The organism is Paenibacillus sp. GYB004, from assembly GCF_036577605.1.
Lineage (GTDB): Bacteria > Bacillota > Bacilli > Paenibacillales > NBRC-103111 > Paenibacillus_AB > Paenibacillus_AB oceani.
The window spans coordinates 166,070-186,455 of record NZ_JARBDB010000057.1 but is presented as its reverse complement, the minus strand read 5'-3'; the positions used below and the strand labels follow the sequence as shown (position 1 = coordinate 186,455).

Sequence of the window (20,386 nt, the reverse complement as noted above, 5' to 3'; positions counted from 1 at the left end):
TGATCGCTATGTCAAAGCCGAATATCGTAGTCATTTACTGCGACGATTTGGGGTACGGCGATTTGGGGTGTTACGGGTCCGACGCGATTGGGACCCCCCATCTGGACGCGCTCGCGGCGGATGGGGTGCGCTTCACCGACTGGTACTCCAATTCGCCCGTCTGCTCGCCGTCCCGCGCTGCTTTGTTGACCGGACTGTATCCGGCAAAAGCCGGAGTCAGCCATATTCTCGGCGGCAAGCGGGGAACCGGAGGACTGAAGCCGGAGGCGAAGACGCTGGCCGAAAGGCTGAAGCCGGCCGGTTACCGCACGGCGCTGCACGGCAAGTGGCATCTCGGCTCCGCGGAAGGCGCCAAGCCGAACGCCCGCGGCTTCGACGAATATTTCGGCTTTCATGCCGGCTGTATCGACTACTACTCGCATATCTTTTATTGGGGCGTGCCGCATGTGAATCCGGTGCACGACCTGTGGAGCAATCGCGAGGAAGTATGGCACGACGGCGAATATATGACGCATCTCATTACCGACAAATCGGTCGAATTTATCGAGCGCAACCGCGAGCAGCCGTTTTTCCTGTACGCGGCTTATAACGCTCCGCACTACCCGATGCATGCGCCGGACAAATATATGCAGCGTTACAGCCATCTGCCGCGCGACCGTCAATTGATGGCGGCGATGATCTCGGCGGTGGACGACGGGGTCGGCGACATCGTAGCCGCGTTGAAGCGGGCCGGGGTATACGAGAATACGATCGTCTTTTTCTCGAGCGACAACGGTCCGTCTTCGGAGGCGCGCAATTATTTGGACGGCACGGAAGACGTCTATTACGGCGGCAGCGCCGGCATCTTTCGGGGACATAAGGCGAGCCTGTTCGACGGAGGCATTCGCGAGCCGGCTATCCTCGTCTATCCGGACCGGATACCGGCCGGGCAAGTATGCGAAGAAGCCGGGATGATGGCCGACTTCGTGCCGACCGCGCTCGAATTCGCCGGGCTGGCGGCTCCGGCGGCCGGAGAGATCGACGGCAGCAGCGTCGTGGCGATGGTGACCGAGAAGGCCGCTACGCCGCACCGCCAGCTGTTCTGGGAATACGGCAGCCAGCTCGCGGTCCGCGAAGGCAAATGGAAGCTGGTGCTCGGCGGCAAGCTGGACTTCGACCGGACGCAGCCCGACGCGGTTCATTTGTCCGATCTGGAAGCGGACCCCGGCGAACGCGTTAATCGGAAGGACGAATATCCCGAACTGGCGTCGCGTCTGGAGAAGGATGTGCGCGATTGGTATGCGGGACTTGTTCCCGCCGAGTAACGGAGTATTTGGCAGATTCGCCTCCCTCGCTGAGGCGGCTTACATGAAGAAGGTCGGAGAAGAGAGGGGCTCGCCTCTCTTTTCTCTTTCACAAGGAGGAATCGGAATGGATAGCAGCAAGCAAACCGCCCACATTATTTCGCATTCGCATTGGGACCGCGAATGGTATTTGCCGTTCGAGACGCACCGTCATTTACTGGTTAAACTGATGGATACGCTGCTCGATACGATGGAGGCCGATCCGTCGTTCCGCAGCTTTCATCTGGACGGGCAAACGATCATATTGGACGATTACTTGGCGATTCGCCCGGAGCAGCAAGAGCGGCTGGCCCGCCATATCCGCGAAGGACGTCTGATTATCGGGCCCTGGTATGTGCTCCAGGACGAATTTTTGACGAGCAGCGAAGCCAACGTGCGCAACCTGCAATACGGCCATAGCGACGCCGCCAAGTACGGAGAGGGAGTCGTGTGCAAAATCGGCTATTTCCCCGATTCGTTCGGCAATATGGGGCAAGCGCCCCAGCTGCTCCTTCAGGCGGGCATCGATACGGCCGTGTTCGGCCGCGGCGTAACGCCGACCGGCTTCAATAACTCGGTAGGGGATGCGGGTGAGTACGAGTCGCCGTATTCCGAGATGATGTGGAAGTCTCCGGACGGCTCGTCGGTGCTCGGCATTTTGTTCGCCAATTGGTATTGCAACGGCATGGAAGTGCCTGTCGATCCGGAACAGGCGAAAGCTTACTGGGACTCCAGACTGGACAAAGCGGAGAAGTTCGCTTCCACGCCGCACCTGCTGTTCATGAACGGCTGCGATCACCAGCCGGTACAGACCGACTTGACAGAGGCGATCCGGACGGCGGAGCGTCTGTATCCGGATACCCGGTTCGTCCACTCGAGCTTCGAGGAGTATGTGCAAGCGGTGAAAGCGACGATGCCGGAGCGTCTGTCCGTGATCGAGGGGGAGCTGCGCAGCCAGCGGACCGAAGGCTGGTATACGCTGGTGAATACGGCATCTGCGAGAGTGTATCTGAAGCAGATGAACCATAAGGTGCAGACGTTACTGGAGAAAGCGGCGGAGCCGCTCGCCGTATTCGCGGCTTCTCTCGGCCATCCGTATCCTTCGCATTGGCTGGAATACGGCTGGAAGACGCTGATGCAAAACCATCCGCACGACAGCATATGCGGCTGCAGCGTCGACGAGGTGCACCGGGAGATGGTGACCCGCTTCGAGAAAAGCGGACAGGTGGCGGAGAACGTTATCGCCGAAAGCTTGCAGGCGATAACCGGCCATATCGATACGTCGGCATTTGCCGGGTATGGAGCGACAGGCGAAAGCGCGTTTCCGTTCACCGTATTCAACACGTCCGGCTGGGAGCACGAAGGAACGGTTTCGGCCGAACTGACGGTCGGACGCAGCTATTTCAGCGAAGGCGCACCGGACCGGCTCGCCCGTGAGCTGGGCGCTCTGCCGCTGCCGGCGGGGTTGCTCGTGGACGAGAGCGGCCGACCTGTTCCCCATACGCTGGAAGACCTCGGCGTCCAGTTCGGGTACGACTTGCCGGACGACAAGTTCCGTCAGCCGTACATGGGCCGCCGCATCCGTCTGACATTCCATAGCGGAGCGGTGCCGGCGCTCGGATACCGGACTTATGCATGGGTAACGGGGCAAGCGGCGGATCAGGTCGACGGGACCGAGGCTGCTGCTGCGGCAGTCGCCGGAGATCGGGTAACGGCCGGGGAACGGACGCTGGAGAACCGGTATTTGAAAGTAGAGATCGAAGGCGACGGCTCGCTGACTGTGACCGAAAAACGCACAGGACGCATTTATGCGGGGCTCGGCGTTTATGAAGATACGGGGGATGTCGGTAACGAATACATTTACAAGCAATCCGCCGACGGCTCCGTATGGACGACCGAAGGAGGCGCCGCCGACATCCGCCTGACGGAGAATGCAGGTTACCGCGCCGCTTTCGAAATCGTTCATCGCATCGAGCTGCCCGCTTCGGCGGACGAGCGGCTGGAAGCGGAAATCGCCGGCATGGTCCCTTTCACGAGCCGGAAGGCTTGCCGTTCGTCGGCGACGGTGCCGATGGAGCTGCGGCTGATCGTCGCGCTGGAAGCAAACGGCAAAGGCGTCCGCCTGTTGTCGTCCTTCGACAACAAGGCGAAGGATCACCGTCTGCGGATGCTGTTTCCGACGGATTCGCGCTCGAACGTTCATTATGCCGATTCGATCTTCGAGGTGGCGAGACGGGACAACGAACCTTCGGCGGAATGGAAAAACCCGAGCAACTGCCAGCACCAGCACGCCTTCGTCAGTGTGCATGACGAGACGAGCGGCCTGACCGTGGCGAACCGCGGCCTGCAGGAGTACGAGCTTGTACGTGACGGCCGGTCGACGATTGCCGTTACGCTCGTCCGCTCGGTTGCCGAGCTGGGCGACTGGGGCGTCTTCCTGACGCCCGAGGCGCAATGTCTGCGGCCTTGCACCGCCGAGCTGTATGTCATTCCGCATGACGGCGGCGGGGAAGAGCCGGCGTTCGCCGCTTACGAGGAAGCCTACAAATTCCAGATTCCGTGGCAGACGATCCAGATCCGGGAGAACATCTCTGCGGCTGGACGGGAACTTGCGGATCGCCATCCGCTGCCGGCGTCGCTGTCGTTCCTGCAATGGAGCGGTGCGGGCATGGCGTTCTCGAGCCTGAAGCTTAACGAGCAGACGGGCGACTGGATGGCGAGATGGTACAACATGGGCCAGCGCGGCACGGAGCTTTCGTTCCGGATGAGCGCGGCGATCGGAGCCGAATCGGCTTACCGGAGCGGAATTTTGGAGGATGCCGGTGCCGAGCTGGCGACAGCGAACGGAGCGGAGCTGACGGCAGGCGGCTGCGAAATCGTAACGGTCGGCATTCGCCCGGCGAGCGTATCCCGCTGACACCGGTTCGGACTGAACCGTAAAATCGGAAACATCGACAAGGGAGAGAGACACGATGACGATGCCCCCGGCTGTTCAACAGCTGCTGCGCGAGGCCGAAGCGAAACTGGCCGACCGCCCGAAGCTGCTTCGTTTATTCAAACAATGCTACGTCAATACGCTCGAAACGACTACGAAACGGCTGGCCGACGGCACGACCTTCGTCTTTACGGGCGACATTCCGGCCATGTGGCTGCGTGATTCCAGCGCCCAGGTCCGCCACTATGTGCCGCTGGCTGCGGAAGACGAGGAGCTTCAGGCGCTGATCGAAGGATTGCTGCGCCGCCAGTTTTTTTACATCGGCATCGACCCTTACGCCAACGCGTTTAACGAGGAACCGAACGGGCGGCGTTACGAGGAAGATCTGACCGAGCTGAGCCCGTGGGTATGGGAGCGCAAGTATGAAATCGACTCGTTGTGTTATCCGCTGGAGCTGGCTTACGCGTATTGGAAGGCGACCGGGCGGGCAAGCGTGTTCGATGAATCGTACCGGGCGGCGGTCCGCTCGATCATCCGCCTGTGGACGACCGAGCAGCGCCATGGCGAGCAGTCCGGTTACCGGTTCACCCGGCTGACCGGTCCGAAATCGGACACGCTGCGCAATAACGGCCAAGGCATGCCGGTGCAATATACGGGCATGACCTGGTGCGGCTTTCGTCCGAGCGACGACGCGTGCACGTTCGGCTACTTGATTCCGTCGAACATGTTCGCGGCGGTGGCGCTCGGTCATGTGGCGGAAATCGCCGAGGCCGTCTTTCAAGACGATTATTTGAAACGGGATGCGGCCCGGCTTGCCGAGGAGATCGAGTACGGCATCGAAACGTACGGCACGGTGTACCATCCGGAATTCGGCAAAATGTACGCTTACGAGACCGACGGATTCGGCAACCATAACCTGATGGACGATGCGAATGTGCCGAGTCTGCTCTCGATTCCGTATATCGGCTACCGGAGCGCGGACGACGAGGTGGTGCAAAATACGCGGAGATTCATCCTGAGCAAGCGCAATCCTTACTACTACGAAGGGAGCGCCGCCCGGGGCATCGGAAGCCCGCATACGCCGGACCGTTATATATGGCATATCGCCTTGTCGATGCAGGCGCTCACGGCGACCGATCCGGGCGAAGCGGAAGCGCTGATCGAAACTTGCGTATCGACCGACGCCGAGACGGGATTTATGCACGAAGGTTTCCATGTCGACGATCCGGGCCAGTTTACGCGTCCTTGGTTTGCCTGGGCGAACAGTCTGTTTGCCGAAGCTGTATACAAGTGGATGAAGCCGTAACAGCCGCAAGCCGCACGCCGGAAGACACTGCCATTATGAAAATCGTTATAACCGGAAGGAGCCAACGTATGTCTACCCCAACGAGCCAGAAAAAGACGGAGAGCCGTCGTCCGAATATATTGTTCATCCAGACCGACCAGCAGCGTGTCGATACGTTGAAAAGCTACGGGGGCCGGGTGTGTCAAACCCCGCATTTGAACCGGTTGGCCGAAGAAAGCGTCGTGTTCGACAACGCCTATACGAGCTGCCCGGTATGTACGCCGGCGCGCGCTTCGATGCAAACGGGTCTGTATCCGTTCAAGCACGGCATGCAGACGAACAGCTATGGCATGGGCAGCATGGTGCAGGAGCTGCCGGATACGCCGCGGCTGCTGAGCCGGCAGCTGGAGAAGCAAGACTACAGCCTCGGTTACACCGGCAAATGGCATCTCGGCTTCGGGCCGGAGATGGGCCAATATTTGCGGGGCAATCTCGCGCATGTGCAGTTTGCGGATATTGCCGCGGGCATCAAGTCGCTGCCGACCGACGTCGGCTATGAAGGCGACGACTTCGCCGGTCATGGCGGCGGGGGAATGACCTACCCGCAGTTCCGCCAATATTTGCAGGACAACGGCTTGACTTGGCAAGAGGAGAACAAAGTGAGCGGTCATTTCGAATGGCATTATGCGTCCGAGCTGACGTCTCCGGTCGAGTCGACAGTCGAATATTTTCTGACCGAGCGGGCGATTCATTATATCGACGAGTTCCGCCAGCGGGACAAGCCGTTTTTCTTCTCGCTGAACTTCTGGGGACCGCACGAGCCTTATATCGCGCCGACCCGCTTCCTGGACCTGTACCGAGACGTGGAGCTGGAGCCTTGGCCGAATTTTTACGACGACCGTTCGGACAAACCGTCCATTCACAGCATCAAGAGGGGCAACACGAAGGAATGGGCCGATTTTGTTCCGTATATCAAGCATTATTATGCGGCGATGAGCAGCATCGACGAGCAGATCGGGCGTCTGTTTGATTATTTGAAGCGCCATGATCTGTACGATAATACGATTATTATTTTTACCGCCGATCACGGCGAATCGCTTGGCATTCACGGCGGTTTGTGCGACAAGTCGTTTTTCATGTATGAGGAAACGTGCCGCATTCCGTTGATCGTCAAGCCGGCTGCCGGACTGGACGGCTCGCGCAAGGAAGCCAGCTTCGTCGGCACGTGCGACATTCACGCTACGATTCTCGATCTGGCCGGGGCGGGAACGCCGCCGGAAGGAACCGACGGCCGCTCGTTCGCGCCGATGCTGGCGGGAGAAACGGTCGAGAACTGGCCGGACAGCATCGTCACCGAAGGGGCGGGGTTGGAGGCGGCGATGTTTACGCAGCGCATGATCCGCAAGGATCATTACAAATACGTGTTCAACTGCGGCGATCTCGACGAGCTGTACGATCTGCAGGCGGACCCGTACGAGATGACCAATCTGGTCGGCAAAGAGGAGTACGGGGATCAATTGGCCGGGATGCGGCAGGCGCTGGCGGATTGGATGACGTTGCACGACGACGGGCTGCTGCGGCAGTACAAGCGGATGCGTATCGAGCAGTAAGGAGGAAGAAATGAACCGTACGATTTTATTTTACGAGCCGGGCTTCCCGATGGCGTCCGAGGCTCCGGATATGGGGCAGCTCGAACGGCTTGCCGCCGCCGGCTCCCTGGTCGACGCCGAAGGGCTGGCCGAGGCGCTCGACGATTGCGAGGGCGGCTGCTTCGTCAATATGCACGCTCCGTATTTTCCGAAGCTCGCCTGGCGTGCGATTCTCCAGTTTCTGAAGCGCGGCGGCGGTTTGGTTAGCGCGGGCGGAGCGCCTTTCCGCCTGCCGGTAAGCCGCAAGGACGGAGAGTGGGCGGTGGAGGCCGAACAGACGGCTTACCATCGCCAGCTGCTGATCCATGAGGCGATGCCGGTCGACCCGTTGCCGATCGAACGGCTCGCGCCGAACGAGGATATTCCTGTCGCCTCCCCGTACATCGATACGTTGACGATCGAGCCGACCTGCAGCTTGATTATGCACGTCACCCGGCAAAGCGATATTCCGCATGAAAGCGGATCGGCGGGACCGATGGACGCGCGTCTGGTTCCGCTTGTGAAGGGCGTTGCGGCGGACGGCCGCGAGGTGGCGGCGCCGGTCGTGCTGCTGGAGCATGCGAAGGGCGAATTCGCCGGCGGCCGCTGGTTGTTCGTGAACCAGCGGCTGACGTCCAGCTTCTGGGCGAAAGCGGGCGAGGAGGCGATTGCCGCATGGGCCCGCTTCTGCTCGTACGGCGTCGCCGAGATGTGGCTGCTGCCGCTGTATGCCGCTTATGAACCGGGAGACCGGGCGAAGTTTCGCTGCCAGATGCAGCAGCTCGGCCGGGGACGGGCGGATGGGGCTGGCGCAGGCGCCGGAAGCGGCTGGAGCTGCACGTTCCGCTTCGGCAAGCCGTCGCCTGACGGCGGCATCGCGCCGGAATGGACGCATACGTTCGAGTGGAACGGCTCCCGGGAGATGGCGGTCATTCCGCTGCACGTTCCGGTCGAGCTGAGCCCGGGGCTTTACAGCGCCGAGCTGACCGCCGTCTCTGACACAGGAGAGAAGCGCGTGCTGCGTCAGGCGGTGTGGGGGTTCGACCGCGAGCTGCTGGCGCAGGGCAAACCGCTCGTATGCGGCCGCGACTATTTCCGCAAGGAAGGCCGGCCGCTGCCGATCGTCGGGATGACCTACATGACGTCGGACGTGGCGCGCAAGTTTTTGTTCCTGCCGAACGTAGCGGTATGGGACCGGGACATGGCCGAGATGAAGCGCGCCGGGATCAATCTAATCCGCACCGGGCTGTGGACCGGCTACCGCAATGTGATGTACGAGGACGGACACCCTTCCGAGGAGGCGCTGCGGGCGATCGACGCGTTTATTTTGACCGCCAAGCGGCACGACCTGGAGGTGACGTTTAATTTCTTCGCCTTTACGCCGGAGCTGTGGGAAGGGACGAACCCGTACCTCGATCCGCGCAGCGTGGCGGCGCAGAAACGGTTTATCGCGGCGATCGTGTCGAGGCATCGCGAGACGACGAACGTGCATTGGGATTTGATCAACGAGCCGTCGATGTTCGATCCCAAACGTATTTTCGAAGGACCGCGAAGCAGCGGGGATGTTTATGAGCAGGCTGCCTACATCGGATGGCTGAAAACCCGCTATGCGACGATCGGCGAGCTCCAGGAGCGATGGGGGTATACGCCGGCCGAGCTGCCCGGTTTCGAAGCGGTGCGGCCGCCCGAACCGTCGGAGATCAATTTCGACATTCAGGATATGCATTCCGGCAAAAGAGGGACGCGCTGGCTCGACTACTCGTTGTTCGGCATGGAGATGCTGAACCGGTGGACGGAGGAGCTGAGCGCCACGATCCGCACGCTCGCTCCGGACCGGCTGATCACGGTCGGTCAGGACGAGGCGCTCGGCGCCCAGCGGCCTTCGCCGTTCCTGTACGAAAGCGCAGTCGATTATACGACGAATCATTCGTGGTGGCTGATGGATCAGCTGGTGTGGGACGGAATATTCGCCAAAGCGCCTCGTAAGCCGAACCTGATTCAGGAGACCGGCATCATGTACGTCGAGACGCCGGACGGCCGGGCGAAGCGCTCGGAAGCGGAGCTGCGCAACATTTTGGAGCGCAAATACGCGTACGCGTTCTCGACCGGCGGAGCCGGCGCGGTGCAATGGCTGTGGCATACGAATATGTATATGAACAACGTTAACGAATCGAATATCGGGGCATTGCGGGCGGACGGCACCCAGAAGCCGGAAGCGGACGTGTCGTACGACTTCGGACGGTTTATGGCTGCCATTCGCGATCTGTTCGAGGACCGGCGGCTGGAGGAGATCGTCGTCGTGTTCCCGTATTCGAACGATTTGTCGAACCGTAGGCTCGCGGTCGAAGCGACGAGCCGACTGACGAGGGTGCTCGCCTACGAGCTGAATGTGCATTTCCGCGCCTTGGGCGAATACGAGCTGAGCGCGCTGAAGGATCATCCGCCTAAGCTGATCGTCGTCCCGAGCGCGCACAATTTCAGCGACGCGGCGCTGCGGCAGCTAATGGATCATGTGAGCGAGGCGGGAGGCACGCTGCTGTTCACCGGACCGGCCGGGCTGAACGAGTATTGGCAGCCGGTCGATCGGCTAACGGACCGGCTCGGGCCGCGTATGCTCGGGAATGTTCTGCGTGAAGAGGAGCTGGCTGTCGGGGAATCAGTCGTGCGCTTATCGTTCGGGGAGCGCAAGATCGCGCAGCTGTGCAAGGAAACCGTCACGGTCTCCGGTTCCGGGCGGGAAACGGATGAGGCGGAGGCGCCGTCCGGACTGACGGAGGTCGCGCTCGGAGCGGGCCGGCTGCTGTGGACCGGCTTGCCGGTCGAGCTGAACGACCGGAGCGAAGCGGTGAACGCCCTGTACGGGCACGTGCTTGCGGATTGCGGTATCGCCCCGGAATTGGAGTGGGAGCTTGGCGGAGGGTTGCCCGGCGTATACGGCCGCAAGCTGGAATTCCGCGACGGATCGCTGTACGTATTCGTATCGGAGTACGGCCGCAGCGCCGCAATCCGGGTGAAAGATCCGGTTTCGGGCCGCACCTATGCCTTCAAGCTCGAGAGCGAACGCTCGATGCTGTTTGCGACGAACCGCGCAGGCGAGCTGCTGGCCGTGTACCGGCCGGATGAGGTCGATGTAAAGGTCGGCTGAACCTTCGCAGTCCTTTCAATCGTTCGCCGGCTACGGGCTGCAGTTCCTCTGCCAGACACGTTATGCTGATGGATTTGTTATGCTGATAGACTTGTTATGTTGATAGAGTCACTATGTTGATAGACTTGCTGTGTTGATAGAGTCGTTATGCCCCAAGACGTCTCCTGTTCCGCTTCACTAGCGGACTTGGAGACGTCTTTGCATCTATTCGAGGCTGGCTCACCTGCGGGGCACTCCGCTTTCGGGGCTGCGGCTCTGATCTACTGGTTAACATTCTGCGAAGTCTCCAGCCGATCATGCTCATACCCGTTACTTTGGAATGGTAACATTACAGGACTCGCCGACTAACAAGACACATAGGGAGAAAGCAAAGTAACAAAGTAACAAAGTAAACAAGGCAAACAAGGCAAACAAGGCAAATGAGGTAAAACAAGATACACAAAGCACACAAAAGGCGCACCAATCCACCGCCGCATCCTGCTACCCCGCAACTGTCCCCGCCCCTGCCTCCTACGCAGAGTCAGGTGTTTATAGCAATCTCCGAGTGGGTTCTAAGATTATGGACTTAGGACTTGTCCTTTGCGGCAAAGATGCAAAGTTCCTAAGCACACACTCAACGATCAAGCATTGGAATAACTCCGGGCTCCCAAGTGAAAGCACCTTAGTGAACCAAACAGATAATTTGTAAAGTCTAATAAACAGAAGGCGGAAATTCATGTAAGAGGTTTTCCCTTTTTTTAATCTTTAAGAAATTCGAGAATGCAGCAACTTATTTCTTGAAAAATCAGTTATGAAATGTTGGGTATCTCGATACGTTGGCGGTAGTTTAGGTTTTACTCCGGAAAGGTAATCACAAAATGATAATTAATAATGAATTTCCTGAACAGGAGGATAAAATGAAAATCAAAATCGGACTACTGTCATGTGCTGCTGTATGTTTAATTTTGAGTGGTTGTGTTTCAGCAAAGCCGAATAAGTTTGAGCAACCTACCCCCGCCAATTCGACAAGCAATGAAAAAATTGAAGAAACCAAAACGAGGCCCATTGAACGAGGACCGGGGCCATTAACTAAAGAGAACACCTCGATCGGAGGCGTTCATATTGGAGACTCACAGGATAAGGTAAAAGCATTACTGGGGGAACCGAGTAAAAAAAGCCAAGTCCATTCGACACCCGAGATTGAATGGTATTATGAAAAGGAGAATATGGGAGTACGTTTTTATCGTACTAGTGAGAAGGAGCCTTTAGGCGGAGTTGAAAGCATCATATTGCACAGTCCCTCAACCATAAAAACAAATACGAACATTGGTATTGGTGATTCCGGAGATAAGTTGCTTAAGAGTTACGAGAAAGTTGAGATATCTAAAGATAAAGAAAAACCAACGGGCTACTGGGTTACAGGCAGTACCTATACAGAAAATGTATATCACCCGTATCTAATGTTCAGAGTTGATGAAAACAATGTTATCCAAGATATAGAATTATCAAATTATTTAATTGACCCAGCTAAAACCAAATAAGAAAAGGAGGGGAGTTACCCCTCCTGTCCCTTTATGGGAGAAGTTCTTCTTTAGCAGCCCATCCGGAGCTATTAAGGACTGCATACTTGTTACGCTGATAGTATTGGAGCGCAGCAGCTGGTAGCGGCAGGGGAGAGGTTCCGGGAAATCGCTGAGGACGAATTGCCGGTTTATGATGGCGATCGGTTGTTTCTGCTTGTCTCGGGCGAAGCTTCCTCGAAGCGGAAAGCGCATCTGCTCGCCGACATTGCCGCTTGGCGCAGCTTGCACGCCTTTCGCGGCGGCAACATTCATCTGGCCGAGGCGAAGTGGAATTACGACGACTCTTGACCCGTGAACGGGTGCTTGCCGAACTGCCGCACATTTTGGCTGCGCGGATCTGATCGTACGGTCGGCGGCCCATCGCTATAAATCGCAACACCACGCATCGGGAACTGCCCGGGGAGCGACGAGGCAATTTTTTAACGAAAAGATCTTAACATCCGCGGTAACGTGGAGACTGAGATCTTTTTAAAAGGCCTAAATGTTCCTTTTCTTCACCATACTGAAGCGGGTAAAGGCCCCCCTTACTTAGTTGTTTCCGCTAACCGGGAATGGAATTCCGGAAATGAGGAATCGTTCCTTCAACCGGGTAAATTCCTCACCTTACTTGAAACGGGGCTGAAGATCCGGAGCGGTTATTTCGAGCCTGCCCCAAGTTACTTTCACATAAGCATAAAAAAGCGGAGAGCAGTTATCCGGACTTAGAAAAGCTGCCGCATGTGAAGGGACGTTTGTCGCGCGCGGAGAACGCTTCGGCTGGATGCTTTTCGAATTGGCACGATATTTGCATACCTCTATAAGCTGAACACGTGAGAAGGAAGGTGGAGCGTTTGAAACGAGTATACGAATCATACCGCGAAGCGATTGCGGACATCCCGGATGGCGCCACGATTATGGTCGGCGGTTTCGGCCTCGTCGGCATTCCGGAAAATCTGATCATGGCCTTGTCCGAATCGGGGATATCCGGGCTGACCGTCATCTCCAACAATTGCGGCGTGGATGACTGGGGACTCGGACTGCTGCTGCGCAACCGGCAAATCCGCAAAATGATCGGTTCCTACGTCGGAGAGAACAAGGAGTTTGAACGCCAGCTGTTGTCGGGCGAATTGGAGGTCGAGCTGCTGCCGCAAGGAACGCTGGCCGAGCGGATTCGCGCCGGAGGGGCGGGCATTCCGGCTTTTTACACGCCAGCGGGGGTTGGGACGCCGATTGCCGAAGGCCGGGAAGTGAGACGGTTCGGGGAGAAGGACTACGTGCTGGAAACCGCGCTGACCGCCGATTTTAGCCTGATTCGCGCGATGCGGGGCGACCGGATGGGGAATTTGATCTACAACAAGACGGCACGCAATTTCAATCCGGTGATGGCGGCAGCCGGAGCGGTCACGATTGCCGAAGTCGAGGAGCTGCACGAAGCGGGAGCCTTCGATCCGGACCGCATCCATACGCCCGGCGTTTATGTGCAGCGGCTTGTGACGGGCGCCCAGCAGAAACGAATCGAAAGACGGACGACAAGGAGCGGATGATCGATGAAGGCACAAGCTTTTGGCAAAGAAAACGTTCGGGAGCGGATCGCCCGCCGGGCGGCGCGAGAAATCCGCGAGGGGTATTACGTCAATTTGGGAATCGGGATGCCGACGCTGGTCGCGAATTATCTGGAAGCGAACCGCGAGGTGCTGCTGCAGTCGGAGAACGGACTGCTCGGCATCGGCCCGTATCCGCAGGAGACGGAGCTTGACCCGGACCTGATCAATGCGGGCAAAGAAACGGTTACCGCTGTGACGGGGGCCGCTTTCTTCGACAGCTCGGAGTCGTTCGCGATGATTCGCGGCGGTCATATCGATCTTGCCATACTCGGCGGCATGCAGGTATCGGGCCAAGGTGACCTTGCCAACTGGACGATTCCCGGACAGATGGTAAAAGGAATGGGCGGCGCAATGGATCTGGTGCACGGAGCCAAACGGGTCGTCGTTATCATGGAACAGGTAGCCAAGGACGGCAAGCCGAAAATTGTCCGGACGTGCAGTCTGCCGCTGACCGGGCAAAACGTGGTGCACCGGATCATCACCGAACGTGCGGTGCTGGATGTGACGCCGGAAGGCTTGCGTCTGGTCGAGCTTGCGGCGGGTTATACGGAAGACGACGTCCGTTCGGCGATGGAGCCGGAGCTTATTGTGGACGGCGACGTTGTGACGGATTCTTATTGACCGCCGGCCGAATATGCGGAGAAAATGGTCTACAGAGAAGGAGCGGTATACACGATGGAACAAACGATAGCCGTCCTCGGCGCGGGTACGATGGGACACGGAATCGCCCAGCTGTTGGCGCAATCCGGCAGTCGTGTCTATTTGTACGATCCGTCGGAGGAGGCGCTGGAACGCGCCATGCAGAAAATACGATCCAATGTGGCTGTCATTCGTTCGGAACGATGGGGCGATTGTCCGTCTGAAGACCGGGTACTGGGCCGGATCGTATGTACGCCTGACCCGGTGGCGGCGGTGGCCGGCGCTTCGATCGTAATCGAGGCGGCGCCGGAGAAGCTGGAGCTGAAGCGGGAGCTGTACCGGTTGATAGAACGCGGAATCCGGGCCGATGCGATTGTCGCTTCGAACACGTCGTCTTATGTGCCGGAGCAGTTGGTGGAAGGAATGACGTTTGCGCATCGGTTTGTCGTGGCGCACTTTTTTAATCCGGCGCATCTCGTGCCGCTGGTTGAGATCGTGCTTCACCCGCAGACGAACCGGCAAACGGCGGAGCCGCTGATCCGGCTGCTGGAAGCGTGCGGCAAGTCGCCGGTTGTGCTGAGTGCGAACGTCGCAGGTTTTATCGCCAATCGTCTGCAGGCGGCATTGCTCCGGGAAGCGGTTCACCTGCTGGAGAGCGGCGTGGCCAGCGCCCGCGAGATCGATCTGGCGGTGACGGAAGGCCCGGGCTTGCGCTGGGCGTTAAGCGGTCCGTTGGCAACGGCCGATTATGGCGGTCTGGACGTATGGGAGCGCGTATCGGACCGGTTATTTCCGGAGCTGGATACGCGAACGGAAGCTCCCGAGTCGATCCGGCGTCTTGTACGCGGGCAGCGGCTTGGGGTGAAATCGGGCGGCGGATTTTTTGAATATCCGGACGGTGATGCGAACGGCGCGGATCACGGACTTCCGGACGGCGTACAAGACGCTGTGGAGCAGCGCGACCGCAAGCTGATTCGGCTGATGATGGTTAAAAACGATACTTGGACAGGAGGCGACGCCCAATGAAGGAAGCGTACATTCTGGATGGAGCCAGAACCGCATTTGGCGGCTTCGGCAAAAGTTTCAAGGAGACGTCCGCGACACAGCTCGGAATCGCGTCCGCGAACGAAGCGCTCAAGAGAGCCGGTGTCGAGCCGGCCGAAGTCGAGCAGGCGATATATGGCAATGTGATCCATTCCAGCGTATCGGCCGCTTATGTGGCAAGGCATGTAGCGCTGCATGCGGGCGTTCCCGAGACGGCGCCGGCGATGCTCGTCAACCGACTGTGCGCATCCGGCATGCAGGCGGTCGTCAGCGCCGCGCAGAGCATCCGGCTAGGCGAAGCGGATCTCGTGCTTGCTGGCGGCATCGAGAACATGTCACAGTCGCCTCACGTGGACTTCGCCAGCCGGTTCGGCTCCAAGCTGGGACCGGTCGTGCTGGAGGACATGCTGCAGCAGACGCTCCACGATGCGTACATCGGCTGCGGCATGGGCGTCACGGCGGAAAATTTGGCGGAGCGGTACGGGTTTAGCCGGGAGCAGCAGGACGAGTACGCGGTCGTCAGCCATCTGCGCGCGGCGTCAGCGGAGCAGAGCGGCATTTTGGCCGAGGAAATCGTCGGCATCGAGGTACGTGACGGCAAGTCGGTCCGGATCGCGGACCGCGACGAGCAGATTCGCGCCGATACGAACGCGGAATCGCTCGGACGGCTGAAGCCGGCGTTCCGGCAAGGCGGAACGGTTACGCCGGGCAACGCGAGCGGCATTAACGACGGCGCCGTATCGCTGGTTATTGCGGGCGAGGACGGCTTGCGCGGCCGTCAGCCGCTTGCGCGCATCGTCTCGTGGGGGATCGCCGGAGTCGATCCGTCGATTATGGGCATCGGCCCGGTCCCGGCTTCGCGGATTGCGCTCGGGCGGGCCGGACTTGCCATGGCCGACATGGGGCTCGTCGAGATCAACGAGGCGTTCGCGGTCCAGTATTTGGCGGTGGAACGGGAACTGCAGCTCGACCGTGCGGTCACGAACGTCAATGGCGGCGCTATCGCGCTCGGCCATCCGGTCGGCGCTAGCGGCGCGCGGGTGCTGTTGTCGCTGGCGTACGGGCTTCGCCGGACCGGGCGCCGGTACGGGCTGGCCTCGCTGTGCATCGGCGGCGGGCAAGGAATGGCGGTCGTGCTGGAAAATGCGGGTATATAGCCGGGAGAAATCTCCGGGGGCTCGTCCCGATTTTTAAACGAAAGGACCTCAACTTCCACTGCAGTGTGGAGGCTGAGGTCCTTTTTTTCGAGGAAAACCGGTTCAAAGCAGGGCGCCCAAAAATCGCAAAGCGGCCTGTTTTTTCACCGGAGCTTTATTGTATTTGACATAATGAATTCCAGAAATTGTTCAAAACTAGTTGCCACTGTTTCCACTTCTTCGAATTCAGGCTCAGATCCGCGTACGACAGCGCCTTTGTTCCCCGCTACATCAATCGCATAGAAGGCATATCCATCTTCGACCGACATTACTATGGGCAAGTAACGATCCCACCACGCGGTTATTTCTGATTTCCAAATCTCATCATCCTTGGCCGCTTCCAGGCTGAGCATTTCACATTCGTTCCATTGGTACGCAGTATCCGATTCGTTATTGAATTCATCCTCACAAATAAACCAAGTCTGCTCATTGGGGGAGACGCATTGTTTGACCGCGCTTAAAAAATCCAAATATGGATTCGGAATTTCTTTATATCTAGCTGTAACGCTGCCGTCTAAATGTAATCGGAAATCAGATTTTCGGGTGAGATCCCAACCGTTTTCATGAGCCCAAACTATAAACTCGTCAATTTTATTATTCATAGCTCACCTACTGAACCATTTGTCATTTCTGTTCGTATAACTACTATAGAACAACGGTTCGATTTATTCAAATATCCAAATAGTCATTTATCAGAGTCGGGCCTTACAGAGATTCCGCGGGAACGCCTTCCTTCATTTTTGGCTGTTTGCTTAAGGAAGACCGCGAGGAAAAGGCCGGAAATAGGGGTAAGGCAACCGGTTCGCAGCTTATTAGAAAGCGATTTTCGCGCCCGCCGGGCCCCCTCTGTTACTTGGAAAACGTTGTGCTATAATAGCAGGGAAAGGGGCGGGACGAATGATCGAATTGACGAATGTCACGAAAAGCTACAATGGAAAAGTAAAAGCGGTGGACAATCTGGATCTGATTGTCCGGGGCGGAGAAATATTCGGATTTCTCGGGCCGAACGGCGCAGGCAAAACAACGACGATTAAGATGATTACGGGCATCGCCAAACCGGACAAAGGCAGCATTACGATCAACGGCCACGATATTTCCCAGTCGCCGATCGAAGCCAAGAAGCAGTTCGGCTACGTGCCGGACAGCCCGGACTTGTTTCTGCGGCTGAAAGGGCTCGAGTATTTGAACTTCATGGCCGATATGTACGATGTGCCGAAGGAAGTCCGCAAGGAACGGATCGATGCGCTCGCCCGCCGATTCGACATGTCGCAGGCCATATCCGATCCGATTCAGAGTTACTCCCACGGGATGAGGCAAAAAATCGTCATCATGGGCGTGCTTATCCACGATCCGGCGGTGTGGATTTTGGACGAGCCGCTAACCGGTCTCGACCCCAAGTCGTCCTACACGCTGAAGGAAATGATGCGCGAGCATGCGGATGCGGGCAAAACCGTCTTTTTCTCCACGCACGTGCTCGAAGTGGCCGAGAAGCTGTGCGACCGGGTGGCGATTATCAATAAGGGCGAAGTGTTGTTTTGCGGGACGTTCAAGGACATGCAGGAGCGGTTCCAATCGGATCTGTCCCTGGAGAGATTGTTCCTGGAGTTGACGGAAAATGAATAAGACGCTGGCGTTAACTCGCATTCTGATCAAAAACGGCTCCGGACAGTTTTCCAAATCCGGTAAGCGCGGCAAGCTGCCGACGCATATTCTTTTGCCGATTCTGCTCGCTGTCGCCTTGCTTCCCTTTGCCTCCATATTGGGCGGCTTCGTCGCCTTTTTGTACGACGGATTGAAGCCGATCGGCCAAGAGGGCGCTGTGCTGGGGCTAGGGTTGTCCATCACAAGTTTAGTCGTGTTTATGTTCGGGATTTTCTACATCATCACCGTTTTTTACTTCGCGCAGGATGTCGAGTATTTGCTGCCGCTGCCTTTGAAGCCGTCGCAGATCGTCTCGGCCAAATTTTTGACGGTGCTGTTGTACGAATATTTGACCCAGCTCGTCCTGCTGGCGCCTCTGCTGATCGTCTTCGGCGTCAAGGACGGCGCCGGAGTGATGTATTACGTGTATGCCGTCATCACCTTTCTGGCGCTGCCGATTTTGCCGCTCGTGGTCGCTTCTGTTGTGGCGATGGCGATCATGAGTTTTTCGGGCGTAGCCCGCAACAAGGACCGCTTCCGGCTGATCGGCGGTACGGTCGCCGTTTTGTTCTCGCTCGGCTTGAATTTGTTCATTCAGCGGTCCGTCCGGAGCACGATGACGCCGGAGGAAGTCCAGAATATGCTGCTTGGCGGAGGCAATACGTTCCTCGATCTGGCGACCCGTTCGGTCCCGAGTGTCAAGCTGGCGGCGAATGCGATGCTCAAAGAGGCGGAGCTGGCGGGACTGGCGTTCATCGTTTTATTTGCCGGTTTTTCGGTGCTGCTGTACGTCGCCTTTGCGTTGCTTGCCCAAACATTTTATTTCAAGGGCGTCATGGGCATGTCGGAATCTTCCGCACGGCGTATTCAGCTAAGCGGCCAGCAGCTGGATAAGATGACCGTGCAGCAATCGGCCGTCCGGTCGATGCTGATGAAGGAACTGCGCATCTTGCTGCGCACGCCGCCTTATTTCCTCAACTGTGTGTTTATGACGCTGATGTGGCCGATCATTATGCTGATTCCGCTGCTCTCCCAGCCCGATCTGGCGGAGATGCTCGGTCAAGCGTCGCAGTATCTCGACCAGGGCGGCATCGGTTCGATGGTGCTGGCCGGGGGCGTCGGCGTGTTCCTGTTCATCTCCGGGGCGAATGCGACGGCATCGACTTCGATATCGAGAGAAGGGGCCGGATTTTTCGTGCTGAAATATATTCCGGTGCCTGTACCTCATATTCTGACCGCCAAAGTGATGAGCGGATGGCTCGTTACGATGATCGGTACGATATTGATTCTTGGCGCTGCGTATTTCCTGATCCATCTGCCGATTGCGCTCATTTTGCTGTTGCTGATGCTGGCGGTGCCGGCCACGCTGTTCACCTGCCTGACTGGCGTATGGGTCGACCTGTTCCGCCCGGTGCTGAATTGGGATAACGAGCAGAAGGCGGTCAAGCAAAACATGAACAGCGTGTTCAACCTGCTCATTTGCGTAGCGTTTGCCGGCCTTTTGTTTTTCCTCGTGTCCCGTCTCGGTTTAAGCTTGACGATGACGGCGATCGTGCTGATGCTGATTTTGGTTGCGGCCGATTTGCTGTTGTACAGATTGCTTCAGACAAAAGGGCAAATCTGGTTTACGAAAATTGAAAACTGACGGACTCGAAATCAGGGTGAACCAATCCTTCGGAAACCTGCGCGGATGCGGCAGGTCCGGAGGATTTTTTTAATTTATCAGTATAACGTGGAAGTGGCTCTAAATCCCGGTAAACGCCAGCGTCAAAGACGCGGGTAGGCGTTTATCCTTGGCTCGTTCGCTGTATTCGCATCTTTTCGAAAGGAGAAGAGAGATGATATCTGCCATTGCACTTATTGGTTGCATCAAATATAATTGCATAGACAACTAATTGATTTCGATTTCGGATGAGAAGGTGAAGGAATTCAAGATGGAACAGGAACATGCTGCAACAACGGTTAATCTGCTGGAGCGATCGGTCGGTTTTATGATGGGCGTCACATACCGCAAGCTGTCCAACTTGCTTCAGCACAGGTTGAAGGAATACGACATTACTCCGGAGCAGTGGTCGGTATTGTATCAGGTGGATCGGGCGGAAGGGCTGATTCAGAAAGAAATTGCGGAGCGCACGTGTAAAGATAAACCGACGACGACGCGGATTCTCGATCATCTGGAGAGCAAAGGGCTCATCTATAAGCAAACGGGCAAAAACGACCGGCGTTCGTTTCTCGTTTACGCCACCGACAAAGGATCGTCGTTGATCGGGCGGACGGCTCCGGTCGAGCAGCAGCTGATCGAAGAAATCAAGATGTGCGTAACGGAGGAAGAGTACGCGATGCTGATGGAGCTTATTATACGCATCAATCACCGCGCTGCCGAACTGACAGACCAAGAGTAGGAGA

At 57.6% G+C, this 20,386-nt stretch carries 15 protein-coding genes; 14 read left to right on the top strand and 1 reads right to left on the bottom strand.

The window, feature by feature from the left end:
- The first annotated feature begins 8 nt into the window (after window positions 1-8).
- The 11 genes from PV433_RS24085 to PV433_RS24035 all read left to right on the top strand — a co-directional run bounded on the left by PV433_RS24085 (window position 9) and on the right by PV433_RS24035 (window position 16,300).
- Entirely contained in the window at window positions 9-1,304 is a 1,296-nt protein-coding gene (locus tag PV433_RS24085; protein ID WP_332074580.1) for a sulfatase-like hydrolase/transferase, read from the top strand.
- Window positions 1,305-1,410: 106 nt separating this feature from the next.
- A complete protein-coding gene (locus PV433_RS24080) occupies window positions 1,411-4,239 on the top strand; it encodes an alpha-mannosidase (protein WP_332074579.1) in 2,829 nt (942 codons plus the stop codon).
- 55 nt (window positions 4,240-4,294) lie between these two features.
- Window positions 4,295-5,563, top strand: coding sequence for a glycoside hydrolase family 125 protein (locus tag PV433_RS24075; protein WP_332074578.1), 1,269 nt, complete (start codon window positions 4,295-4,297; stop codon window positions 5,561-5,563).
- Window positions 5,564-5,631: 68 nt separating this feature from the next.
- Window positions 5,632-7,152, top strand: a complete 1,521-nt coding sequence (locus PV433_RS24070) for a sulfatase-like hydrolase/transferase (protein ID WP_332074577.1) — start codon at window positions 5,632-5,634, stop codon at window positions 7,150-7,152.
- 10 nt (window positions 7,153-7,162) lie between these two features.
- The gene (locus tag PV433_RS24065) at window positions 7,163-10,315 is read left to right on the top strand and encodes an alpha-amylase family protein (protein ID WP_332074576.1); all 3,153 of its coding nucleotides are present in this window, start codon (window positions 7,163-7,165) and stop codon (window positions 10,313-10,315) included.
- Window positions 10,316-11,211: 896 nt separating this feature from the next.
- Complete coding sequence (locus PV433_RS24060; protein ID WP_332074575.1) at window positions 11,212-11,835, top strand: hypothetical protein; 624 nt, start codon at window positions 11,212-11,214, stop codon at window positions 11,833-11,835.
- A 162-nt stretch (window positions 11,836-11,997) separates the two neighbouring features.
- On the top strand, window positions 11,998-12,165 hold the full coding sequence (locus PV433_RS24055; RefSeq protein WP_332074573.1) for a hypothetical protein: 168 nt from the start codon (window positions 11,998-12,000) through the stop codon (window positions 12,163-12,165).
- Between the two features lie 542 nt (window positions 12,166-12,707).
- A complete protein-coding gene (locus tag PV433_RS24050; RefSeq protein ID WP_332074572.1) occupies window positions 12,708-13,400 on the top strand; it encodes a CoA transferase subunit A in 693 nt (230 codons plus the stop codon).
- 3 nt (window positions 13,401-13,403) lie between these two features.
- Window positions 13,404-14,081: a 3-oxoacid CoA-transferase subunit B gene (locus PV433_RS24045; protein WP_332074571.1), complete on the top strand. Its 678-nt coding sequence runs from the start codon at window positions 13,404-13,406 to the stop codon at window positions 14,079-14,081.
- A gap of 54 nt (window positions 14,082-14,135) precedes the next feature.
- Entirely contained in the window at window positions 14,136-15,125 is a 990-nt protein-coding gene (locus PV433_RS24040) for a 3-hydroxyacyl-CoA dehydrogenase family protein (protein WP_332074570.1), read from the top strand.
- Window positions 15,122-16,300, top strand: a complete 1,179-nt coding sequence (locus PV433_RS24035) for a thiolase family protein (RefSeq protein WP_332074569.1) — start codon at window positions 15,122-15,124, stop codon at window positions 16,298-16,300. The genes PV433_RS24040 and PV433_RS24035 overlap by 4 nt, the downstream gene beginning before the upstream one ends.
- A 143-nt stretch (window positions 16,301-16,443) precedes the next feature.
- Here PV433_RS24035 and PV433_RS24030 read toward each other — a convergent pair whose 3' ends face one another.
- Entirely contained in the window at window positions 16,444-16,941 is a 498-nt protein-coding gene (locus tag PV433_RS24030; protein WP_332074567.1) for an SMI1/KNR4 family protein, read from the bottom strand.
- 295 nt (window positions 16,942-17,236) lie between these two features.
- Between PV433_RS24030 and PV433_RS24025 the strand changes: the two genes are divergently transcribed.
- From PV433_RS24025 to PV433_RS24015, 3 genes are all read left to right on the top strand, one after another.
- Window positions 17,237-17,962 (top strand): ABC transporter ATP-binding protein, encoded by a 726-nt coding sequence (locus PV433_RS24025; RefSeq protein ID WP_332074566.1) that lies wholly within the window; start codon window positions 17,237-17,239, stop codon window positions 17,960-17,962.
- A complete protein-coding gene (locus PV433_RS24020; RefSeq protein WP_332074565.1) occupies window positions 17,955-19,625 on the top strand; it encodes a putative ABC transporter permease subunit in 1,671 nt (556 codons plus the stop codon). The genes PV433_RS24025 and PV433_RS24020 overlap by 8 nt, the downstream gene beginning before the upstream one ends.
- A 289-nt stretch (window positions 19,626-19,914) precedes the next feature.
- Complete coding sequence (locus PV433_RS24015) at window positions 19,915-20,382, top strand: MarR family winged helix-turn-helix transcriptional regulator (RefSeq protein ID WP_332074564.1); 468 nt, start codon at window positions 19,915-19,917, stop codon at window positions 20,380-20,382.
- Window positions 20,383-20,386 lie beyond the last annotated feature (4 nt).